General features: G+C 71.5%; 14 protein-coding genes. 5 read left to right on the forward strand and 9 right to left on the reverse strand.

Features of this window, described 5'->3' with window-relative positions:
- Positions 1 to 3,467 precede the first annotated feature (3,467 nt).
- Together ABD841_RS38560 and ABD841_RS38565 are read right to left on the reverse strand one after the other, a co-directional pair.
- Complete coding sequence (locus ABD841_RS38560) at positions 3,468 to 4,475, reverse strand: DUF4232 domain-containing protein (RefSeq protein ID WP_344982007.1); 1,008 nt, start codon at positions 4,473 to 4,475, stop codon at positions 3,468 to 3,470.
- Positions 4,476 to 4,869: 394 nt separating this feature from the next.
- Positions 4,870 to 5,553, reverse strand: a complete 684-nt coding sequence (locus tag ABD841_RS38565; protein ID WP_344982008.1) for a TioE family transcriptional regulator — start codon at positions 5,551 to 5,553, stop codon at positions 4,870 to 4,872.
- Between the two features lie 91 nt (positions 5,554 to 5,644).
- Between ABD841_RS38565 and ABD841_RS38570 the strand changes: the two genes are divergently transcribed.
- The gene (locus ABD841_RS38570) at positions 5,645 to 6,802 is read left to right on the forward strand and encodes an erythromycin esterase family protein (protein WP_344982009.1); all 1,158 of its coding nucleotides are present in this window, start codon (positions 5,645 to 5,647) and stop codon (positions 6,800 to 6,802) included.
- Positions 6,803 to 6,956: 154 nt separating this feature from the next.
- On the opposite strand, the gene ABD841_RS38575 is transcribed toward ABD841_RS38570, so the two are convergent.
- Entirely contained in the window at positions 6,957 to 7,430 is a 474-nt protein-coding gene (locus tag ABD841_RS38575; RefSeq protein ID WP_344982010.1) for a MarR family winged helix-turn-helix transcriptional regulator, read from the reverse strand.
- A gap of 111 nt (positions 7,431 to 7,541) precedes the next feature.
- Between ABD841_RS38575 and ABD841_RS38580 the strand changes: the two genes are divergently transcribed.
- Positions 7,542 to 8,312 (forward strand): pirin family protein, encoded by a 771-nt coding sequence (locus ABD841_RS38580; RefSeq protein WP_344982011.1) that lies wholly within the window; start codon positions 7,542 to 7,544, stop codon positions 8,310 to 8,312.
- Between the two features lie 305 nt (positions 8,313 to 8,617).
- On the opposite strand, the gene ABD841_RS38585 is transcribed toward ABD841_RS38580, so the two are convergent.
- Positions 8,618 to 8,995 (reverse strand): hypothetical protein, encoded by a 378-nt coding sequence (locus tag ABD841_RS38585; protein WP_344982012.1) that lies wholly within the window; start codon positions 8,993 to 8,995, stop codon positions 8,618 to 8,620.
- 216 nt (positions 8,996 to 9,211) lie between these two features.
- Here ABD841_RS38585 and ABD841_RS38590 point away from each other — a divergent pair, with 216 nt between their 5' ends.
- The gene (locus tag ABD841_RS38590; protein WP_344982013.1) at positions 9,212 to 9,589 is read left to right on the forward strand and encodes a hypothetical protein; all 378 of its coding nucleotides are present in this window, start codon (positions 9,212 to 9,214) and stop codon (positions 9,587 to 9,589) included.
- Positions 9,590 to 9,629: 40 nt separating this feature from the next.
- Complete coding sequence (locus tag ABD841_RS38595; RefSeq protein ID WP_344982014.1) at positions 9,630 to 10,814, forward strand: serine hydrolase domain-containing protein; 1,185 nt, start codon at positions 9,630 to 9,632, stop codon at positions 10,812 to 10,814.
- Between the two features lie 109 nt (positions 10,815 to 10,923).
- Here ABD841_RS38595 and add read toward each other — a convergent pair whose 3' ends face one another.
- The 5 genes from add to ABD841_RS38620 all read right to left on the reverse strand — a co-directional run bounded on the left by add (position 10,924) and on the right by ABD841_RS38620 (position 15,389).
- On the reverse strand, positions 10,924 to 11,868 hold the full coding sequence (gene add / locus ABD841_RS38600; RefSeq protein ID WP_344982015.1) for an adenosine deaminase: 945 nt from the start codon (positions 11,866 to 11,868) through the stop codon (positions 10,924 to 10,926).
- Between the two features lie 100 nt (positions 11,869 to 11,968).
- On the reverse strand, positions 11,969 to 12,772 hold the full coding sequence (locus ABD841_RS38605) for an ABC transporter permease (RefSeq protein ID WP_344982016.1): 804 nt from the start codon (positions 12,770 to 12,772) through the stop codon (positions 11,969 to 11,971).
- Positions 12,769 to 13,734 (reverse strand): ATP-binding cassette domain-containing protein, encoded by a 966-nt coding sequence (locus ABD841_RS38610; RefSeq protein WP_344982017.1) that lies wholly within the window; start codon positions 13,732 to 13,734, stop codon positions 12,769 to 12,771. Before ABD841_RS38610 ends, ABD841_RS38605 begins: the two co-directional genes overlap by 4 nt.
- Before the next feature lie 72 nt (positions 13,735 to 13,806).
- Positions 13,807 to 14,655 carry a DUF4097 family beta strand repeat-containing protein gene (locus tag ABD841_RS38615; protein ID WP_344982018.1) on the reverse strand — a complete coding sequence of 283 codons (849 nt, stop codon included), beginning with the start codon at positions 14,653 to 14,655 and terminating at the stop codon, positions 13,807 to 13,809.
- An 80-nt stretch (positions 14,656 to 14,735) separates the two neighbouring features.
- A complete protein-coding gene (locus tag ABD841_RS38620; RefSeq protein WP_344982019.1) occupies positions 14,736 to 15,389 on the reverse strand; it encodes a hypothetical protein in 654 nt (217 codons plus the stop codon).
- 278 nt (positions 15,390 to 15,667) lie between these two features.
- Between ABD841_RS38620 and ABD841_RS38625 the strand changes: the two genes are divergently transcribed.
- Positions 15,668 to 16,888: serpin family protein (locus tag ABD841_RS38625; protein WP_344982020.1), on the forward strand; the 1,221-nt coding region annotated here is incomplete at its 3' end.

The following is a 16,888-nucleotide window of genomic DNA, read 5'->3' on the forward strand; positions in this document are numbered from 1 at the left end:
CCCAAGGATTTGGCTATGATGGTTGTCTTCCTAAGACCGCTTGGCCTCCGACTTCCGTCCGCGGCGCGGGCTGCGGCGTATTCGCCCTGCATCGGCGGCAGGCCGGAGTGCGGTTCGCCGAGCCGTACGAGATCGTGCAGCAGTATGGCGGCGGCGGTCGTCTGCCCCATGTCCCGGTAGCGCCGCGCGGCGTCGCGCAGGTGCGCCACAGCCTGGGGAAGGCGTCCGCCGGCGGCCAGCGACCAGGCCTTCGCCCGGTCGACGTCCTGGTGCCTGACCGGCAGGCCGTCCAGCCCGTGCAGGCGGCCGGCCAGCTCGGGCTCGGCGGGACGGCCGAGCCAGGCGTCGGCCAGGACCAGCCCGGCGAGGTGCAGCCGCTCGGCCACCACGTGTTCGCAGGCCCGCGCCTGGGCGAGACCCTCACGGAACTGGCGGGCGGCGGAGGCGGGATGGCCACGGGCGAGCTCGATCCGGCCGAGCTGCCAGGGCATCCACATGGCGAGCGAGCCCACGTCGTCGGTGAGCGCCATCTCCTGCGCCCGCCGCGCGGCCTGCTCGGCCTCGTCGAACGCGCCCAGTTCCAGCAGCGCACCGGCGTTGGCGATCAGCGCGCCGGCGGGGTGGGACACATTCGTGCGGTCGTCCAGCCTCAGGTGTTCCTCGTAGGCGTGCCTGCCCAGTTCGGCGGCCTCGGCGACCCTGCCGCTGTCCAGCAGGGCCGACGCGCGGGCGCGCAGCCACAGCACCCGCTGCCGGGGCACGGCCGGCTCGCGGTCCCCGGCCGCGGCCAGCGCCTCGGCGGGGCGGCCGTCGGCGGCCAGCAACAGCGCGCGCAGCGCCGCCAGGCCGGGCGTCGCGCCCTCCCTGGCCGCCGCGGCGTCCCTGACCGCCAGCGCGTCCTCGGCCCTGCCCTGCCCGTAGTGCAGGTTCAGCGCGAGCGAGACGGCCACGGACTCCAGGTCCTCGCCGCGGGCGTGGTCGAACGCCGTCCTCAGGGCATGCTCACCCTCGGTGAAGCGGCCCTGCTCGCCGAGCGACTCGCCGAGGTAGAGCGCGGCCCTGGGGTCGGTCCGGTGCACCAGCGCGGCGCGGGCCAGGCGCTCCATCCTGGCCATGTCGTGGGAGTATCCGGCCAGGCGGGCGGCGCGGGTGAGCAGTTCGGGGTCCGCCGTTCCGGTGGCGTCCAGTCGCCAGGAGGCCAGCCGGAGCGGGTCGGCGTGCCGCCGCGCGCCGTACCCTTCCACCCGGGCCACCTCCTCCAGCAGCAGCGAGCGGGCGGCCAGCCTGGACTGGGACTCGCGCAGCACCCTGGCGTGCAGCGGGTGGGCCAGGCTGATCTCCTGCCGGCGGCCGTCCTCCCGCAGCGAGATCAGCCCGAGGTCCTCCAGCCGCGTCAGCACGTCGAGCGAGGTGTGGGTGAGCAGGTCGTCGAGGCCGAGCGGCTGGCACAGGGCGAGCAGGTCGACGACGCGGCGCTCGGGCGGGCTCAGCTTGCGCAGCCGGTCGGCGACCAGGCCGCCGGCCCCGGCGGGGAGCCGGAGCGGGCCGCGCAGCCGCCACACCCCGTCGGCGTCGGCGAGCGTCCCGTCCGACTGCGCACCGAGGACGAGCTCCCGCAGGTAGAGCACATTGCCCTGGCTGGCCTCGCACAGCGCGTGGGCCGCGGGCGCGGCCACGGGCGCGCCGAGCGCGAGATGCAGCAGCGTCTCGGCCTGTTGCCGATCGAGGTTGCGCAGCTCGACGTGGACCGCGCTGCCCCGGCGCCACAACGCCTCCAGCGCGTCGGGGATCCCCGCCTCGGTGCGCTTGGTCGCGACCAGGAACAGCCGCGTGTCGGCCAGCAGGTACGCCAGCAGCGCCAGCGAGGTGGAGTCCAGCACGTCGACGTCGTCCACGGCCAGGACGAACCTGCCGTTCCCCGCCAAGGCGGCGATACGTGAGCGGACCGCGTCGAACAGCGCGTGCGGGTCGGCGAAGTCGACCCCGGTGGGCAGGATCGGGCCGAGCGCCGACAGCGGCACCACCGAGGCGCTGGCCGTGGCGGCGAGGTGCGCGGTGCCGTACCCCATGGCCCTGGCCTGGGCGACGAACTCCTCGGCGAGCCGGGTCTTGCCCACGCCCGCCGGCCCGGTCACCAGGACGGCGTCGCAGGTGCCCGAGGAGAGGAGGTCGTCGAGGCGTTCCAGCTCCCCGCGCCGGCCCACGAACGGCCAGTGCACGGCCGGGCTGGAGTGATCCACCGGGACGGTACCCGCGGCACGCGCGGAGGGGGCGGGCGGAGGGGTTCCGTGGGGTGCCGGGACACGCGCCCGCGGAGCCGGCGGGGAGACCGGCGGGGGGAACGTCGCGGCCGCCAGGCGCTGCCGCGCCTCGGTGGCGGTGAGTCCGCCGCCCGCCACCACCTCGACCAGGCGCCGGGTCACCTCTGCCAGCCCGGGCCGGGCCCCGGGATCGACGGCGAGCATGGCCTCGATCAGGCCGGCGAGCTCGCCGGGCACCCCGTCGAGGTCCGGCCGGACGTCCGGTGCGATGATCCGGTAGATCAGCGCGGCGGCGTTGTCGGCGTCGAACGGGTACCGCCCGGTGAGCGCGTAGGCCAGGGTGGCGCCCAGCGCCCACACGTCGCTCGCCGCGGTGAGCTCCCGGAAACCCTTCGCCTGCTCGGGCGACATGCAGACCAGCGTGCCCACCAGGACGCCCGTCTCGGTCAGCCCTTGCTTGCGCTCGGCCAGCACGGCCAGGCCGAAGTCGATGACCATGGGCCCGTCGGCGGCCATGATGATGTTGTGCGGCTTCAGGTCGCGGTGGAGCAGCCCGGCGGCGTGAATCGTGGTGAGCCCCTCGGCCAGCGTGGCCCCGAGGATAGCGGCCAGCCCGGGCTCCAGCGGCCCCTTCGCGGCGACATGCTGCTGCAGGGTGTCCCCGGGGACGTACTCCACGGCCAGCCAGGGCCGCGGCGCCATCGGGTCGGCCGCCACGAGCGCGGCCACGCGCGGCCCGAACACCGTCTTCAGCGCTCGGACCTCGGCCGCGAACCGCCTGCGGGTATTCGGATCGTCCAGCAACCCGTCGTTGATCACCTTGACCGCGACCGGCTCGCCTGCCGAGGACACACCGAAATACACCCGGCCCATCCCGCCCGCCCCGAGCCGGCCCTTGAGCAGAAACCCGCCGATCTCCCGCGGATCGGATTCCGCCAGCGGGCCCATGCGCACCTGCCAATTCCTCACGAGGAATCCGAATGCCAAAAACTACGAACCGATCGTAAAGGGTGTCACATGTTCACCACCAGACTCCCACCGCCGGGCATCCCGTTTCAGCGAAGCGGTCACGGACCCGGCAGCACCGTCCGCTGATCGATCTTGTTCGAGAATCGACGGTTTTCGAAACCGGGGGAGCCTGCGGAAAGCCGAAGCGATCGCCCACAGCTGCCCGGCCCTGGTCGCGGCTTCGGGATCACAGGGCCGTCAGGCGGGTGGCGCGCACCCGCCTTCCAGCCGCACCCCGTCCACCGCCACCGTCAACCGCTTCGGCTGGAGTTCACCGTGGACGCACGCGCCGCGCCCCGGATAGACCTCGTAGGCCACTTCGTCCGTCGCTCCGGTCGCGTGGGCGAACGCGTCGGCCGCCGGGAACCCCGGGCTGAGGAGTTCCGCCCGGACCGACTCCGCGGTGAAGCCGCCCTTGACGCGGAGCCGTTCCAGCGCGGGGCGGATCCTCCCGGCCGCCGGCTCGCCCACCATCCGGTCGGCCGGGCTCAGCTCCAGGCGCCGCCGCCAGGCGTGGTTGTCGCCGTAGTGCGGCGCGTTGTCACCGATCTCGACCCCGTTGGCCTCACGAACCTTCTCCCATGGGCCGACGGCGACCTTACGGGTGGTGCCCAGGTCGATCCCGACGTCCCACAAACGCTCGGCCGGCGCCCCGGGCATCGGTGTGATGTCCAGCACCTGAGCGGTGACGGCACGCTCGGGGTGATCCGTCACCAGGTTGCGCCACAGGATTCCGGCCGAGGCCACCTCTCCCGGTCTCAGCGTCACCGTGGCGGGCGGCCGGTCGTAGGAATCGACCTGCGCCACGGACGACGACCCGTGCCCGACCGCCGCCTTGACGGGATGCAGGTCGGCGTCCAGCAGTCCGATCCCCGGATAACCCTTGAGCACACGGTTGCGGTCGCCGCAGTTGTAGAGTTCGACGCTCATCGACCGCAGACCCATCGCCGCAGACGGCTCCCGGGTCCACAACACGACTCCCGACGCGGGACAGGAGGCTGTCGTGGAAGCCGGCCTTTCCGGGGAGGCCGTCCCGGGCGTCGGTCTGCCGGAGAGCCCTGCCGAGGGCGTCGGCTTCCCGCCGGGCGCGGCGGCGTGCTCATCGCCGCAGCCCGCCAGAGCGAGGATCACGAGCACGGCCGCCCTGACACGGGGAAACGTCATGTCCGACATACAAGCAGGTATCCGTACGGCCCGGTGTCCCATGAACGCTTCTCGGCCTTCGCCGGAATGTGCTCACGCATCCGGGGGCCCTGAGTGTCACGTCATGGCGGTCATAGGAGACTCCTGGTCGTTCGAACGACCCGGACCGCGCTCTGGGCTCGCGCGGACCGGACGAAGGCACGCTGATGACGGCTGCCGGCAGCCATATTCATCAACCCCCTCGCCAGGTAGTGATCAGGCGTCCCTCACGCCGCCGTGAGTCCAGCGGTCCCCCGGGCCGGGCAGACGGAGTGCCTTGCTCGCGGGGGGCGTTCTCCCGGCCCGTCGGCCTGGAGTCGGCGACCGGCGCCTGGACTGCCCCGGTGGACGTGACGCGTCCGCACCGGGTGTTTCCTTCCGTGGCCATGCCGTTTCCTGCGGTGGACGTGACTCGGCCTCAGGGTTCGCGGGCGCGGAGGTACGCGTCCAGGTCGGCGGCGCCCTTGAGCATGGCGCGGCCCCGGGCGGACAGGCGGGCCTGCCAGTCGCGCAGGGTCGACTCCAGCGGGGCGACGCCTCCGGCGGAGCGGACCTGAGCGATCAGCGGGGCGATCTGCTCCAGCAGGTAGCCGCCCCGCCTGAGCTGGTGGGCCAGCCGGACGTCCCGTACGTCGGCCGCGCTGTAGATCCGGTAGCCCGTCCGCGGATCGCGGCGCGGCCGGACCAGCCCGGCGTTCTCCCATTTGCGCAGGGTGGCAGGGCGGATGCCGAGCCTCCCGGCCAGGGGGCCGATGAACGTGTCGCCGCGCTCCTGCGGCACGGGCGCCAGATCGCCGAGCGCGGCTTCGACGGCCTGGAGGGTGCGGCGGTCGTCGAGGAGCTGGCCGTGGCTCTCGTCGATGAGCCGCAGCGCGTCCTCGGTGGCGCCCCGGTTGACCGCCTGCATGATCGACGTGGCCGTCTGGTGACCGTGCCCCAGCACGAGGGCGAGGAACGCGCGCAGGGCTTGCGCGTGCAGCGGCGTATAGGTGCGGTAGCCGTGGACGGTGCGTTCGGCGGCGGGCAGGATGCCGGCGTCCTCGTAGTTCCTGATCGCCTGGGTGGACAGGCCGTGCTCGCGCGCCAGGTCCACCGGCCTCATGGATGCATCACCGATTGAAGGTCCATCTCGATGAGAGCGGGGATTTTCCGGGAAAAGTTTACACCGAGTGTTCAACGATACCGTTGAAGGCATGGATAGCAAGGACACGGCCCGGCCGCTCGACGGCGCGGGCGTCTCGGAGTTCCTCCGGTCGCTTCCCGCCAAGCCCCTGCTGCTCGGCCTGGGCGAGGCCAGGCACTTCGTGGGGGAGCTGGGCGAGTTGCGCAATGAGATCTTCCGGCATCTGGTCGAGCACGAGGGCTACCGGTCGTTCGCGATCGAGAGCGACTGCCTCATGGGCCTCGTGGTGGACGACTACGTCACGACGGGCGCGGGCACGCTCGATGACGTCATGGAACGCGGCTTCAGCCACGGCTTCGGCGCGTCGCCGGCCAACCGCGAGCTGGTGTGCTGGATGCGGGCGTACAACGAGGAGCATGACGAAAAGCTCCGGTTCTTCGGGTTCGACGGCCCACTGGAGTATTGGGCGGCGAGCCCGCGCCAGGCGCTCACCGCCCTCTACGCCTTCCTCGACGGCCCGCTCCCCTGTACCGGGGAAACTCTCGACACGCTGCTGGGCCCGGACGAGCGGTGGTCGAACGAGGCCACGGTCATGGATCCGTCCCAGTCGATCGGCCGGTCCGCCGACGCCCGGCGGCTGCGACTGATCGCCGACGACCTGGTGGCGCTGCTCGACACGCAGGCGCCGCGGCTGAGCGCGGAGGACAGGGAGCGGGCGGCACTGTACGGGCGCACCGCCGTCGGCCTGCTCCGCTACCACCACTGGATGGCCGACGCGTCCCCGGCGCGGTTGACCCGGCTGTCGGCCCTGCGGGACGCGATGATGGCCGCCAACCTGCGTGCCGTCGCCGAGCACGGCCCGGCCCTGGTCTTCGCCCACAACCTCCACCTGCAGCGGAACAGGACTTTCATGCGGCTCGGAGACCAGCTGCTGGAGTGGTGGAGCGCGGGCGCGATCACCGGGACGCACCTGGGCGACCGGTACGCCTTCCTGGCCTCAGCCCTCGGCACGGTGGGCGACGACACCCCGCCCCCGGACACCGTCGAGGGGATCCTGTCCGCGCTCCCGTGGGATCACTCGCTCGTCGACGCCCGCCGCCTGGCCGAGGCCGTCACGAAGCCCAACCCGCGCATTTCCCACGATTTCAAGTATTTCCCGCTGGACCCGGCCCAGCTCGACATGATCGATGGCGTCGTCTTCCTCAAGCAGGCTGTCAGGCTGGATTGACAGGCGCGGTGCGTGTCAGGCCGGGCTGACACGCACACGCATCGATCGCACCGTCCATGCCCGCCCCCTCGCCGAAGGCGGCGCCCGGGCTCGCCGGACGATCGCCGCTGTGCGGGCTGGTCGCCGGGGGAGCATCGACCCTGACCAGAACTGATCATTTCGTTGTCTCCTCGGTGGTGTCGAGGCGGTCGAGGATCTGGGTGGACAGCTGTTCCAGTGCGGTGACCTGCTCGCGGGTGAGCCCGTCGAAGAACAGGCGCAGGACGGTCTCCGCGTGGCCAGGGGCGGCGGCGGTGATGGCCTGCCGGCCTTCCTCGGTGATGACGACGAACGCGCCGCGGCCGTCCTCCGCGCACTCCTCGCGCCTGACGAGGCCCCGGTGCCGCATCCGGGTCAGCTGGTGCGACAGGCGGCTCTGCTCCCAGTGGAGGCCGCGCTGCAGCTCGAACGGTCGCAGGCGCCCCTCCTCGACATCGGTGAGCTGTACGAGGACTTCGTAGTCCGCAAGAGAGAGGGCGGAGCCGGTCTGCAGCTGCCGGTTGAGCCGGGCCGTCAGGCGGCCCTGCATCCGCAGGTAGGCCCGCCAGGCGCGCTGCTGCTCCTCGTCGAGCCAGCGTGGGCTGTTCATGCCCTCCAGGTTAAATGACGCGTCATCCGGTTGTGGAATCAATGATCCGTCATATACGTTGAGGGTGCAGTAGATGACACATCATCTACATGGCGACCGGGAAGGGCATTCATGACCAGGACCAAGCCGGCCCCTCGCGTGGACATCCGCAGGGCGGCCGAACGTTTCACCACCCACATTTCCTGGCTGGACTCCAAGCACTCGTTCTCGTTCGGAGGGCACCACGACCGGGACAACACCCATCACGGGCTGCTGCTGGTCAACAACGACGACACCGTCCTGCCGGGCACCGGGTTCGAGACGCACCCGCACCGCGACATGGAGATCGTCACCTGGGTGCTCCAGGGCTCCCTGGTCCATCAGGACTCCGAGGGCCACTCCGGCGTCATCTATCCGGGGCTGGCCCAGCGCATGAGCGCGGGCACCGGCATCCTGCACTCCGAGAAGAACGACTCCTGGCGGCTGACCGGCGGTGACACCCACGACAAGCCGGTGCACTTCGTGCAGATGTGGGTGGTCCCCGACGAGGCCGGCATCACCCCCGGCTACGAGCAGCTCGAGATCGAGGACGAGCTGCTCGCGGGCGGCCTGGTGCCGGTCGCCTCCGGCATGGACAAGCACGACGGTGCCGCGGCCATCCGGATCAAGAACCGGTACGCCGCGCTGTACGCCGCCCGTCTGCGGCCGGGCCAGACCGTGGAGCTGCCCGAGGCGCCGTTCCTGCACCTGTTCGTGCCCAGGGGGACAGTGACCCTGGAGGGCGCGGGCACGCTCGGGACCGGCGACGCGGTCCGCTTCACCGCCACGGGCGGGCAGAAGGTCACCGCCACGGAGCCCGCGGAGATCCTCGTGTGGGAAATGCACGCGACCATCGCCGCCTGAGCGGCCCGCGCCGCCACGGTGACACCACGCCGCTTCGGGTACGCGCGGAGGGGTGCGTACGCTCACGGGCGCCCCTCCCCCGCCCCGCACCACACCCCTGGTGACGCTCACGACCGCAGGCGGCAGCGATCCGGCCGCGGAGATCCCGCAGGACCTCCGCGGAGACCTCCGCGAAGCCTCGTCGGCAGAGCCGCCGAGAGCCCTCCGGAGTCGGCCAGACCCGCAGCCACTGATGTGGGCAAACTGGGGCAGCCAGGGAGAATCTCGCGAACACCCAGTTCGGCCGGGGTCGGCAGGCGAGGCCGTCACGGCAGTGGCCACGCCAGCTTCAGAGCGTAAAGCCCCACCAGGCCATAGCCGATGTTGAACGTCCACGCTCGGGCCTCCGGGGGTATCCGCGGGTAGGCGAGGGCACCTGCGGTGACGAGCAGGAGTTGCCAGAGCAGTGAAGCGGTGCAGACGCCGCCGAGAAAGGCCACTCCCGCCGTTCCCGCCTGGCTGCTGTGGCCGGTGGCGACAGCGACGAAGTACAGGGCGGTCAGCGGATTGATCATGGTGAGAGCGGCGAAGCGGGTGAAGGCGCGTCCGGCCGTTGCGGTGTCGCCGGAGGCGATGGCGGCACCGGCCTTCTCCTCGCGTTCGGTGAGCACCGCGCGAGCCCCGGACGGGCCGGAGGCAGGCATGGCCGCACCTCACCGAGGTCGCAAGGGGTGGAGCGTCCGCCTCACGCCGCGAGGTCGGGAAAACTTTGTCTCCATCGTTGACGACATTACACGTCCGCCACTAATGTCGTCTCTAACGGAGACGATGTTCATGCATCCCGTCACCCCGGGGACGTCACCTCGGGCGTGGTAGTAATGAGATCCACCGAGGAGGCCGGACAGACAAGTTGGTGCACCATGACCGAGTACTACCTCGGCGTGATCGGCATAGCCGGAGCGCTGGGGGTGAGCCGGCACGCGGTGCACAAGTGGCGCTCCCGCTATCCGAGCGGTTCGGCCCACCCGTTCCCCGAGCCCGACGTCGAGGTCGACGGAGCTCCCGGCTGGCGGGCTGACCGGCTGGAGGAAATCGTCCAGTGGCGCAACGGCCTGCCGGGCCGCGGTTCCGGCGGAGGCCGCCCCACCGCCGCGCGCCAGGAATACCTCAGGGCGGCTGCGGTGCGCGGCCTGGACCGAGACGAAGCGATGCGTGCACTCGTCACGTTCACCGAGGAGTTTCCCGAGATGACCGAGCCGGAAATCTGCGCCTGGCTCATCGGGCACTGGCGCAGGTAGCACCTCCCGGCGACACACCCCGAACAGAAGGCGATGACGCATGCTCGAAATCGGCGGGGATACCGCACCAGGATTCGAAGGAGTACGTGAGGCATTCGCCGCCAACCTGGCCGGCGACCAGGAGGTGGGCGCCGCGGTCAGCGTCTACCTGCACGGCCGGAAAGTGGTCGACCTGTGGGGCGGGATCGCCGACCCCGAGAACGGCCGCCGCTGGGAGCGCGACACCCTGCAGGTCGTGTTCTCCACCACCAAGGGCGTCACCGCCACCTGCGCGCACCTGCTGGCCCAGCGGGGCGAACTGGACCTCGACGCACCCGTCGCCGAGTACTGGCCGGAGTTCGCGGCGAACGGAAAGGATCGCATCCCGGTCCGCTGGCTGCTCACCCACCAGGCCGGGCTGCCGGTGATCGACCGCCCGATCACTCCGGCGCAGGCGATCGCCTGGGACCCGATGGTGACCGCGCTGGCCGCCCAGCGTCCTTTCTGGGAGCCGGGCACCGAGCATGGCTACCACGCGCACACCTACGGCTGGCTGGTCGGCGAAGTCGTCCGCCGGGTGACCGGCCGCAGCATCGGCACGTTCCTCGCCGAAGAGATCGCCGCACCGCTCGGCCTGGACCTGTGGATCGGGTTGCCGGAAACAGAGCAGCATCGGGTCAGCCAGATCATCACCGCCCCGATCGACCTGGACGCGCCGGCCGGGGTCGACCTGGACGCTCTTCCCGAACCCATGCGCGAGGTGATGGCGGCCTATACCGATCCGACGTCGTTGACCCTGCGAGCCATGACCGTCGTCATGCCTCCGCTGAACCACAACGACCCCGCCGAGCAGTACGCCGAGATGCCCTCGACCAACGGCATCTGCACCGCCCGCGCGCTGGCCCGCTTCTATGCCGCGCTGATCGGCGAGGTCGACGGGCATCGCATCCTCTCCTCCGACACGTTGGCGGCGGCGACCACCGAACGGACCAGAGGCATCGACCGCATCCTGCGCACACCCGTCCGGATCGGCACCGGCTTCGGCCTGCCGACCCCCGACATGTTCTGGTACAGCCCGACCGCCTTCGGATTTCCCGGCTACGGCGGATCGCTCGGCTTCGCCGACCCGGCGACCGGCCTCGCCTTCGGCTATGTCATGAACCACATTCAGGAGGGCGTGCCGGACCGGAGAGCCGCGACCCTCCTCGACGCGGTCCAGAGCGCGATCAAGGCCCAGGCCCGGTAGGACCCGGCCCGCCGTGAATTCGGCGTGCCTGCGTGGACAGGCACGTAGATCGGCGGGGAGCGCGTCCAGTCACCCCGGCGCGCCGGCCCCGGGTAAGGCCGTCTGACCGCTACGGGTGGCTGAGCCAGGCAGCCACCCCCGCTGCGATCTGCGCCTTCACCTGGGACGGGGCGAAGGAGGCCTCGGCCCCGGCCACGGCCAGTTCGGCCAGCTCGGCGTCGGTGAAGCCGAAGACCTCGCGCAGCCGGGCGTACTCGCCGGCCAGCGCCGTCTCACCGTCGGTGTTGATCGTGACGACCAGACCGGCCGCGCGCAGGCGCGGCAGCGGGTGCGCGGCGAGCGTGGGGACGAGCCCGAGCAGGACGTTGGAGGTGGGACACACCTCCAACGGGACACCGCGCTCGCGTACCTCGTCCACCAGCGCCGGGTCGTCCAGCACCCGGATGCCGTGCCCGAGCCGCTCGCTGTGGCCCAAGCCGAGGGCCTCGCGGATGCTGGCGGGCCCGGCCGCCTCACCCGCGTGGTGCACCAGGTGCAGCCCGGCGCCCCTGGCCGCGTCCAGCACCTCGGCGAACGGCGCCAGCGGGTGGTTCTCATCGCCCGCCAGCCCGATGCCGATCACCTCGTCGTAGCGGGTGGCCAGCTCGAACGTCTGCCACAGCCGCTCCACCGGCCGCCGGCGAGAGTGGTCGAGCAGCACCCTGCACTCGATCCCGTAGCGCCTGCCCTCGGCCAGCCCGTCCAGCACCGCCTCCAGCGGCATCTCCGGCGCCCCGACGCGCTCACCGTGCGAGGCGGCGGTGAAGGTCACCTCGGCGTAGCGGGTGCCCTGGGCCGCCTCGTCCTGGCAGAACTCCAGCGCCACCCGCCGGAACTGCTCGGGCGTGCGAAGCAGCTCGCGCACCCGGGCCCGCTGATCGGCGAACTCCCGGAAGCTTGCGAACGGCCCCTCCGGCTCTGGCGGCCCGCCCCACTCACGCACAGTCTGCGGCCGTACGGTGCTCTCCAGGTGGACGTGCAGGTGCGCCTTGGGCAACAGGCGGAGATCTCTCACTCCCTGCAGTCTAGATCGAGCCGCCCGGCGCTCTGTATCGAGCCGCCCGGCGCAGCGCACGGCACGCCCTCCCGGGTAGGCACGTGGGTGCGAATGGTGGTCAGCGGCCGACGGCCTTCTTGTACAGCCGCGTGGCCAAGGGCACGAACACGGCCAGGATCAGCGCCGACCACAGCAGCGACGCCGTCACGGCGTGCCGGAGCGGCCATGCGCCGGGGACGGGCATGGCGGGATCGGTGTTGCCGAACAGCTCGCGCGTGGCCTGGATGATCGTGGAGACGGGGTTCCATTCGGCGACGACCTTCAGCGGTCCGGGCAGGCGGGCGCTGTCGACGAAGGCGTTGGACAGGAAGACCAGCGGCATCGACACGACGGTGGCGATGTTGTTGAAGACCTCGGGCGTGCGCAGGGCCAGCGCGACCGTCGCCGTCACCCAGGAGAACGCGTAGGCGAACAACAGCAGCAGCAAGAAGCCCAGGACGGCCTCGTGCGGCGCCGAGTGGATCCGCCATCCGACGATCAGCCCCATCACGGACATCGCGATGATGCTGCTCACGTTCATCAGCACGTCGGAGATGGTCTGGCCGGTCAGCACCGCCGACGGCGCCATGGGCAGCGTGCGGAACCGGTCGAAGATGCCCTTCTGCAGGTCGAGGACCAGGGTGTAGCCGGTGATCTGCGCGCTCATGACGACCGTCTGGACGAAGATTCCGGGGATCATGTACTCCTGGTAGGACATGCCCGGTATGTCGATCATGCTGCCGAAGACGTAGGCGAACAGCAGGACGAACACGATCGGGAGGATGATCACGCCCCCCAGTTGGTCGGGCGCTCGCTTGATCTTGAGGGTGTTGCGCTTGGTGATCGTCATTCCGTCGGCGATCGCCGTCTGCAGGGCGTTCATCGGCTGTGCTCCTTCGCGTTCTTCGTTGCCTCGTGTCCGGTGAGCGTCAGGAACACGTCGTCCAGCGTGGGTCGCCGCAGGCCGGCATCGCGTACGGTGACCCGCTCGGCGGCCAACGCGCCCAGGGCCGTGGTGAGCGATGCGGCGCCGTTGGCCACCGGGACGGCCACCTGTGATGCGGCGGGGTCGGTCTGCATCTCTCCGACGGCCAAAGGCGCCAGCACCCGCCGGACGGTCTGGAGATCTGCCGGGTTCGTCACGGTCAGCGTGATCCGGTCACCGCCGACCTGGTCCTTGAGCTCGTCGGCCGTGCCGAGCGCGATCACGTGGCCGTGGTCGACCACCGCGATCCGGTCGGCGAGCCGATCGGCCTCCTCCATGTACTGGGTGGTGAGCAGCACGGTGGTGCCGCCGGTGACGAGCTCGGAGATGACGTCCCACAGTCCCGCGCGGGCTCGGGGGTCCAGGCCGGTGGTGGGCTCGTCGAGGAACAGCACCGGCGGGTTGGCGACCAGCGCTCCGGCGAGGTCGAGCCGGCGCCGCATGCCTCCGGAGTAGCCCTGCACCGGGCGGTCTCCCGCCCGGGTCAGGTCGAAGCGTTCCAGCAGTTCCCTTGCGCGCTCTTTGCTGCGCTTGGTGCCCAGGTGGTGGAGCCGTCCCACCATCTCCAGGTTCTCCGCGCCGGTGAGATGGTCGTCGACGGCGGCGTACTGCCCGGACGCCCCGATGTGGGATCGCAGCCGCTGGGCGTCGCGGACGACGTCGAATCCCGCGACCGTGGCATGGCCGGCATCCGGCTTCAGCAGCGTGGTCAGGATCCGCACTGTCGTCGTCTTGCCTGCGCCGTTGGGGCCGAGCAGCCCGAGCACGGTGCCCTCGGGGACGGACAGGTCCATCCCGTCGAGGGCGATCACGTCGCCGTATCTCTTGACCAGGCCTTCGGCCACGATCGCGGGGGGCATGGGTTTTCTCCTCCGTGTGGGTTTCCGGTCGGCTCCGGGGGCCGTCGGGTGGGGAGTCGGCCGTGGGATGGGTCAGCTACGGCGGATCACGATGTCGCCGTTGGAGGTCCGGGCGCGCACCTCGGCGATCTCGTCGTCCGGCTCAGGGCCGTCGCAGGCGTCCAGAGAGATGTGCACGCCGCCGTACTCCGTCTTCACGTCCAGGTAGGCGGCGGTGCCTTGGCGGATACCGGCCTCGATGTCGCCGGAGGAGGTCTCCAGGACGACCGAACCGCTCACCACCTCGCCGATCCGGACGCTGCCCGTCGCGGTCTTGGCCTCGACCCCGGCCAGTGCGCGGTCGACGGTGATGTCGCCGTACGCCGTTTTCAGTCGCAGGCCGCCGGTCACCTCGCCGAGGGTGATGTCACCGTTGGCGGTTTTGATCACCGCCGTGCCGTCGATCTCACGAATCCGGATCTCGCCGTTGGCGGTGTCGACGTCGGTGTGCCCGACCGACCGGATCACCGTGATGTCACCGTTGGCGGTGTTCAGCTGCAGTCTGCCGGTCTGGTCGAGCCAGATGTCGCCGTCGGCGGTGTCGAACCTGGACTCTCCCAGGCGGCCCTCGCAGCGGAAGTCTCCCGTTGTCCTCGCGTCGACGCGGGAGCCCGCCGGCAGTTCGACCCTCACCTCGATCGAGCCGCCCCACCACAACCACGAGCGGGTCATGGATTTGGGTGTCCTCACCAGGAGCCGACCCTGGGAGTACTCCACCTGGGTCTGTGCCGCGCTCTGCGCGTCGGCGTCGGCGTCGTCGGACGCGTCCTGCGGGCGGATCTCCACGACCGTGTCGGTGCGGTCGCTCGCACGGATCCAGACGTCGGCGGCCGTGAGATCGATGGTGGCGAAGATCGGTTCCGGAGTGTCGAACGTTGGCATGGCGGTGGTGCCCTCACGATGGGATGGTGGGTGTCCCGGCTGCCGGGACGGGTGACGAGTGGCGGGGTGGGGCGGTCGCGCTAGCGCACCCAGCCGGTGTAGTGCCGCCCGGTCCACGGATCGCCGCGCCCGTCGTTTTGCGAGCCTGCACGCCGATCGGAGCGGCGGCCGCCGTCGCCGGGCCCGAGCGCCGCCGACACGGCGCGGACGAGCCAGGCGTTGACCGAGAGCCCTTCCCTGCCGGCCGCCTCCTCGATGCGCGGTTTGAGGTGATCGGGGACGCGCAGCGAGATCCGCGCCGTGCCGCCCTCGTCACCCTCCGGCGACGCCTCCGAAACGGGCGGGCGGACACCCATCGCGACCTCCACCGCGCCGGCCAGCGCGGACCTCAGGCTGCGCCCGGGTGCCTCTTCCGGCGACCGGTCGGCCGGCGCCGGTGTCACGAGGAAGTCTGGGTCGCGCCCGCGCAGCCGGATGTCGACCGAGCCCGGGGCGAGATCACGGGTGATCTCGCCTGCGGCGGCCGACAGTGCCTCAAGCAGGGTAAGCCGGACAGCCGATTCGAGCGGTGCGGTAAGACGCTCGGCAAGCGCGCGAGCGTCCGGGCCGCCTGCCTCGGCGGCGACCGCAAGCTCGCGGCGAAGGTTGTCAACGTATGGCGTGAGGTCCATGACGCCATCATGGCGCCAATTTGGCGTCACATCAAGCGTCCGCGCGATTTTCAATGACGCCATCGCGACGCCTCAGGTCGGTTTCGGGTCTCGGTGACGTCCGGGAGGCGCCCGCGAGAACCCGTCGCTGCGAGGCAAGGGCCTGCGCGGCGCGCCGGTGTGAGGATGTCCGGCGACGTCGGCGCGCAAAGAGGTGCCGCGCCCGCTCGCCACCGGCCCGAACAACGCCGAACTCGCCGGCTCGTACGCACTTCGATCGCGGTCGGGCTGCCCGGCGCGGAACCGGCTCACTACCTGGCCGTGGTGATCGGAAGATCGGCGATGGGATACGTTTCAGGATCATGCGCCGCCTGCTCACCGCCTTGACCGCCCTGCTGACCCGCGCCCCCCACCCGGCGCCCGCGACGACCGACCCGGACATGCTCGTCGGCGAGGGGGTGCGGCGGGAGACACCGGTCGACCCGCCGGTCACGGAGACCGTGCGCGGGCTCACCGCCTTCGGCCACGCCCTGTTCGCCCAGACCGCCGCCCCGGGGGCCAACGCGGTCCTGTCCCCGCTGAGCGTCGGCTACGCCTTCGGCATGGCCCGGGCGGGCGCCACCGGAGACACCGCCGCCCAGCTCGACCGGGTCTTCGGCTTCCCCGCCCAGGGACCGCACACCGCGCTCAACGCGCTCACCCGGCGGATCGTCACCACCGACGCCCCGCCGCCCCGCACCGAACCGGGCACCGAGCGCGACCCCCGAACCAGGCCGGAGCCGCCGATCCTCGCCATCGCCAACGGGCTGTTCACCCAGGAAGGGCTGAGCGTCCGGCCCGAGTTCCTGCGCACGCTCGCCGCCCAGTACGGCACCGGCGTGCGCGAAGTGGACTTCGCCCGGGACGCCGCCCAGGTCATCGACGCCTGGGCCGAGCGGCAGACCGCCGGGCGGATCACGAAGGTGTTCGACCACCTGGACCCGGGAACCCTGCTCGTCCTCGCCAACGCCGTCTACCTCAAGGCCGGCTGGCAGACGCCGTTCACCGGCCCGCCGGAGTGGGGCGCCGCCTTCACCCGGGCGGACGGCACCACCGTACGGACCGACCTGATGCACCGGTCCGACACCCTCCCGTACGCCGCCGGAGAGGGCTGGCAGGCGGTGGAGCTGCGCTACACCGGGGGTGAGCTGGCCATGTGGGTCCTGCTCCCGCAGCCGGGCGGCGCCCCCGCCGCCCTACTCACCCCCGAGGTGACGGACCGGGTGGCCACCGGACTGCGGGAACGCCGGGTACGGCTCGCCCTCCCCCGCTGGGACTTCTCCACCAGCCTGGACCTCATGCAGTCGCTCGCCGGACTCGGGCTCACGGCGACCGGCTACCCCGGCATCGCCGACGGCGCCTTCCTCGGCCAGGCGATCCACCGCGCCACCGTGACCGTGGACGAGTCGGGCACCGAGGCCGCCGCCGTCACCGCGCTGGAACTCTTGTATACGGGCCCGCCCGCGCCCAAGCCCGAACCCGAGGTCCGGGTGCGCGCCGACCGGCCGTTCGCCTTCGCGATCGTCCACCGGCCCACGCTGACC

Source organism: Streptosporangium fragile, assembly GCF_039534445.1.
GTDB lineage: Bacteria > Actinomycetota > Actinomycetes > Streptosporangiales > Streptosporangiaceae > Streptosporangium > Streptosporangium fragile.